Annotated in this window: 6 protein-coding genes; all 6 read right to left on the reverse strand. The window is 60.7% G+C overall.

The window, feature by feature from the left end:
* Positions 1-126: 126 nt before the first annotated feature.
* Entirely contained in the window at positions 127-657 is a 531-nt protein-coding gene (locus NWI01_RS09795) for a YcnI family copper-binding membrane protein (RefSeq protein ID WP_181410426.1), read from the reverse strand.
* Positions 654-1,190: a copper chaperone PCu(A)C gene (locus tag NWI01_RS09800; protein WP_141383670.1), complete on the reverse strand. Its 537-nt coding sequence runs from the start codon at positions 1,188-1,190 to the stop codon at positions 654-656. The genes NWI01_RS09795 and NWI01_RS09800 overlap by 4 nt, the downstream gene beginning before the upstream one ends.
* A gap of 31 nt (positions 1,191-1,221) precedes the next feature.
* The gene (locus tag NWI01_RS09805) at positions 1,222-3,426 is read right to left on the reverse strand and encodes a TonB-dependent receptor family protein (protein WP_141383671.1); all 2,205 of its coding nucleotides are present in this window, start codon (positions 3,424-3,426) and stop codon (positions 1,222-1,224) included.
* A gap of 96 nt (positions 3,427-3,522) precedes the next feature.
* Positions 3,523-3,888, reverse strand: coding sequence for a DUF2946 domain-containing protein (locus NWI01_RS09810; protein WP_141383672.1), 366 nt, complete (start codon positions 3,886-3,888; stop codon positions 3,523-3,525).
* Positions 3,889-4,065: 177 nt separating this feature from the next.
* On the reverse strand, positions 4,066-4,341 hold the full coding sequence (locus NWI01_RS09815; protein WP_141383673.1) for a DUF1467 family protein: 276 nt from the start codon (positions 4,339-4,341) through the stop codon (positions 4,066-4,068).
* On the reverse strand, positions 4,341-4,745 hold the full coding sequence (mce, locus tag NWI01_RS09820; protein ID WP_141383674.1) for a methylmalonyl-CoA epimerase: 405 nt from the start codon (positions 4,743-4,745) through the stop codon (positions 4,341-4,343). The genes NWI01_RS09815 and mce overlap by 1 nt, the downstream gene beginning before the upstream one ends.
* Positions 4,746-5,045 lie beyond the last annotated feature (300 nt).

Below are 5,045 nucleotides of genomic sequence, written 5' to 3' on the forward strand. Positions count from 1 at the left end.
GGTATCCACTTCGCCGGAAAATGCTCTAACCGCCCAAGTTTTAACTATCGACCTGAATCTCCGCCCCGGCATCAAGCCGGGCAAATCCGGGAGCGGCATATCGGCGGGGTCCATATCGGCGGGGTCTCAGTGTTTGGCCTTCAGCCGGACCACCGGCGCGGGCGCGCGTGGTTTATCGGCCTGCCCCGCTTGCGGGATTTCGGTCCAGCGTTGACTCCCCTGCTCACACTCCTGCTCGGCGGGGAAATAAAGGCTCTGCCCCGCCTTGTCCGGAAGTCGAACCACCAGTCCGAACGTATCATAGAGGTTGTCCGGCAACGGACCACCTCGCCAGATAACCTCCTCCACGACATCCGTGACGGTTTTTCCGTGCGGCCCCTGCACCGGCGCTTCGAGTTTCCTGCTCTTGATGTCGACATTCCAGCCCGGCTTCATCTGCGGCTTCACCGACAGGATGCCTTCCGGCAGCCTGATCCGCAGCACGGTGGTCGCGCTGCCGTTGCAGCCGTGCGGCACGGTGAAGGTGAGATGCGCATAACTGTCCGCGGGCGCATCCGACGGCTGGACCGTGACATGCGCCAGCGCTGCCTCACATGAGGCCATCACGACAGCCGCCGCGATGGCCGAACCGATCCGCGATCCCGGAACGCGCATCATTTCCCGCTTCCATCATGCGAATGATCCGGCGTGTTTTTCATCGCCCCGCCTGACGCGCTGGGCGCTCGCGTACCCATGCCTTCCACATCGAGCGTGACCGCAACGTCGCCGGCCTTTTCGAACTTGAGCGTGACCGGCACCTTCTCACCCTTTTTGAAGGGATGCCTGAGATCGAACAGCATCAGATGATAGCCGCCCGGCTCCAGCTTGACCGTCTTGCCCGGCTCGACGGCGAGACCACCCTCGACCTGATTCATTTTCATCACGCCGTTGTTCATGCTCATCTCATGAACCTCGAGCCTCCCGGCGGCATCGGTCGAGCCGCCGACAAGTTTATCAGCGACCTCACCTTTGTTCTCGATCGTGACGTATCCAACAGCGACCTTGGCGCCGCCCGCCGTGGCGCGGGTCCATGGCAGGGAAATGACCAGATCGCCGACGCTGACGGATTCGGCGTGCACCGGCGTCACCAGGCCAAGCGTGGCAACAGCCACCGCGCCGATCATGCCGCGGAATGTCAACCATGATTTCATGACATGCTCCTTTTGGTTCTGTCACAGGCACTCACCATCGCACTTTAAACCCAGCATAGACCGCACGCCCGAATCCGGGTTCAAACAATGGTGAATTGGCGTTGGCGCGATCGAGGATCGAGGCGGAAGCGATGTAAGCCTTGTTGCCGATATTGCGAGCCTCGATGTAGCCGGAATATCTGCCGCCGTCGTCAAAGCCGGCCTTCATTCCATAGATCGCGTAAGCGTCGGTGCTCAGCGTATTGGCGCTGTCCGCATAGTAGCCCTGCGGCACCCATTCGATATTCGGACCGGCGTAGAACCCGTTGGGATGCTTGTAGAGCAGTTCGCCCCGGACGTAGTGGCGCGGCGCTCCGGGCAGCAGATTGTTGCCGAACACCGGATCATTGACGAAGCGGAAATCGTTGAAAGTATAGGCAACGTTGAGCCAGAGACGGTCCGGCCGATCGCCACGCTCGAACAGATTACGAAAGATCGCAGCGCCCGCGCCGGCCTCGATGCCCTGATGCATCGTGCGATCGGCGTTGGTGACGTTGCAGTTACCAAACGCGCTGAACAGACAGAGCAGTTCGTTGTCGATCTGCGCCCGGTAGTAGGTCAGCTCCCAGGTGGCGTCAGGCCGCCGGGCGCGCGTGCCGATTTCGTAGGTCGTCGCGCGCTGCGGCCGAATGCTGGTGAAAGGGATATTGGGAATGCCGGGGCCATTGGCGCTCTCACCGTAGCTCGGCACCTCGGCGCTTCGCGACACGTTGGCGAAGGCCTGCCATGTCGGATCGATCTGCCACAACAATCCGCCCTTGGGGCTCCACAGACTGAACTCCGTCCGGCCCGACTGATCGCCGTCGCTCAGGAAGCGATCCTGCCTGTTGCGCGTCGCGTACAGAAATTGCGTGCCGGCGATCGCGGCGACGTTCGGCAGGAAATAGAACGAATCCTCAATGTAAACCGAGGTGTTCTTCGAACGATCTATCGACGACGACAGCAGCGCGCCCTTCTGCCCGGCGAGATTGGCGAATTGCTGATTGTCGATCCGTCCATTGAGCACATTGACGCCTGCCACCAGCCGATTGCGGTAGCCGCCGATCACGCGGTCATCGACCGCCCGCACGAACGCGCCGTAATCCTTGTAGTGATAGTCAAGCCACTGGAAGATCGGATGCATCAGGTGGCGATCGGTCCCGAAGACGCCGAATTCCACCGTCGTGTCATCGAACCGCATCGTGGTCTTGTTACCTATGCGCACGGTGTCGATATTGCGCTGCCAGTCGCCTGCAACATTGTTCACGTAAGCGGTTTGAGGAGACGTCAGCGCGGAGAATTTGCTGACGGCGCCCGGGATCCGTTGCTGGACATGATTGGCGTTGAGATAGAACCGCGTCTCGAAGTCCGGCGAAAACTGATAGCCGACGTTGCCGCTCAGGCGGGTCGACTGGCCGGAGCTGTGATCGCGAAAACCGTCGCTGCGCTGCGTCGATGCGGTGACGAAGCCGTCCCACGGGCCGTTGCTGCCGCCGGTATTGGCCTGTAGCCGCCGGAAGCCGAACGCGCCGGCATCGACGCTGACGCCGTTGATGAAGGGATCGCGGCCGGACGGCGTTACGAAATTGATGGCGCCGCCGAGCGAATTAGCCCCTAGGCGCAGCGCATTGCCGCCCTTGAATACCTCAACATATTTGTAGGCGGTCGGGTCGATCTCCTGAAAATCACCGTAGCCGTCGGCCGTGCTGATCGGGATCCCGTCCATATAGAGTTGCACGCCGCGCAGATGGAAATTGCGCGACAGGCCCGAACCGCGGATCGACAGCCGGGTATCGTCGCCCCATTTCGGTTGTGCGAACACGCCCGGCACATAATCCAGCACATCCTTGATGGTGTTTGAGACCGTCGAGTTCCTGTAGGCGTCGGCGGTCACCAGCGCGACGCCGCCGGGCGTCTGCTGGATCTCCTGCAACGCCTGCTGCGCGGTGGCGACCGTCAACGACCCGGGTACGGCTGCCGGAGCAGCAGCCTGCGACAGCACGCGTGCCTGGCGCGCGACCGGAACCGGCCGCGGCGCGCTTCGCAAGGCCTGCCTCGACGGAAGCCGATGCGGTGTCGGAGCCGTTATCATCACCGGTGGCAGCGCGGTTCCGGAAACCGACTGCGCGAAAACGTCATAAGGTAATAGAACCGCAACTGTAGCCGCGAGCACGCCATAAAGCGCGCTACCGCCGCCGCGGGCGAGGTGATTAAACATGATGATTATACTATCCTGATGCCGGACAATCGCCCGGAGCGTTCGAACGGATTTGGACCGCCGCGAAACCGCAGCGATCGCTCAAAATCTGCTGAATCAGGAAATGCCGGGAGGGCCGCGCGCCTGCGCGTTGGAGCCGTCCGCCGATGACGGCAGGATGAAGGTCAGGTCGCGCCAGCGGACCGCTTTGGTATCCCGCTCGACGTCGACAATGGAGGCTTGCGGATCAGCCGCCGGGGTCGCGCTGGTACCTACACAGCATAACGTACAGCAGGCGCCGCTTGCCTCCTGATGGTCTGCCTGCTGCGAAATACTGTCATCGGCGGCGTGCGTGCATATGACGCCCGCCGCGGGATCACCAAAGGTGTCGCTCAGCGCCCGACAGGCCGCGATTGGTGCAAAGATCTGCACCAGCATCGCAAGCATGACGATCGGAAGAAGCCTTCCCAGCCGCCGGCGCATGATCCCCCAGCCTTTCGCGCTGAGAGCTATCATGGCGGAAGTAGGGTGTCGAGCCGTCATTCCGGGCGGTTTGCCCAGCCTTCGAGCGAACCAGAGCCCTTTAACGCGTTTTCTTCACGCGAACCGGATTCCATCCTTAGGGCTCAAGCCCGAGGACATGCTTCGCTTGAAAACGCTCTAGCCTGAAGCGCCCATCAACCGCGACAGCCGCTCCACGTTCAGCAGGCCCGAATAATACGCCAAGGCCGCGACACCATAGATCACCGACGAAACGATCGTGGTCCAGATCACCTTGCGGCGCATCAAGGCCTTCACCGGAGCTCCCGGATCAGTGCCCGCGATGAGTTCGCCATCTTCATGCTGGCTTCGCACGCCGAACGGCAGCATCAGAAACAGCGTTACCCACCAGAAAATAAAATAGACGGCAAGACCGGAGAAAATTTTTGAAGCCATCAGGATTGCTCGATCTCGACAAGCGCGCCGGAAAAGTCTTTCGGATGGAAGAAAAGCACCGGCTTGCCGTGCGCACCAATCTTCGGCTCGCCGTCACCAAGAACGCGCGCACCCTCTGCTATCAGGATATCACGAGTCGCGACGATGTCAGGAACCTCATAACAGACATGGTGAATACCGCCATCGGCATTGCGCTCGACAAACTTCGCGATCGGAGATGTCTCGCCGAGCGGCTGAATGAACTCGATCTTCGTATTCGGCAGGACCGCAAACACGGTGATCACCCCATGTTCGGGCAGCGGTAGTGGAGCGGATATTTCCGCGCCGAAGGCGACGCCGTAAATCTTCGCCGCCTTTTCGGCATCCCTGACGGCGATAGCCACATGATTGAGTCGGCCCAGCATGTCATCCTGCAACACAATGGTCGGATCCGGTTCTACCGTACCCGTACCACATCCAAGACAGAGTCCGGCAACTCACCGCCAAGGGACGGCGTTGACCCACACTATAGAGCCCTTTCGCTTCTGATGGAATCAGAAGCGAGGCTCTCAGATTTTGATTTGACGCGTTTTCTTCACGCGAACCGGATTCCATCCTTAGGGCGCAAGCCCGTGGACATGCTTCGCTTGAAAACGCTCTAACGCTTTCGAGCGAAGAGAGCCTGGCTCAGATTCAATCAGAAGAGGGTGATCCTTAGAGCGGCC

It is taken from the genome of Nitrobacter winogradskyi (genome assembly GCF_006539545.1).
Taxonomy (GTDB): Bacteria; Pseudomonadota; Alphaproteobacteria; order Rhizobiales; family Xanthobacteraceae; genus Nitrobacter; species Nitrobacter winogradskyi_A.

Coding starts and splice junctions, on each gene's coding strand:
- NWI01_RS09795 (WP_181410426.1), bottom strand. CDS start 657: ATGATGCGCGTTCCGGGATCGCGGATCGGTTCGGCCATCGCGGCGGCT.
- NWI01_RS09800 (WP_141383670.1), bottom strand. CDS start 1,190: ATGAAATCATGGTTGACATTCCGCGGCATGATCGGCGCGGTGGCTGTT.
- NWI01_RS09805 (WP_141383671.1), bottom strand. CDS start 3,426: ATGTTTAATCACCTCGCCCGCGGCGGCGGTAGCGCGCTTTATGGCGTG.
- NWI01_RS09810 (WP_141383672.1), bottom strand. CDS start 3,888: ATGCGCCGGCGGCTGGGAAGGCTTCTTCCGATCGTCATGCTTGCGATG.
- NWI01_RS09815 (WP_141383673.1), bottom strand. CDS start 4,341: ATGGCTTCAAAAATTTTCTCCGGTCTTGCCGTCTATTTTATTTTCTGG.
- mce (WP_141383674.1), bottom strand. CDS start 4,745: ATGCTGGGCCGACTCAATCATGTGGCTATCGCCGTCAGGGATGCCGAA.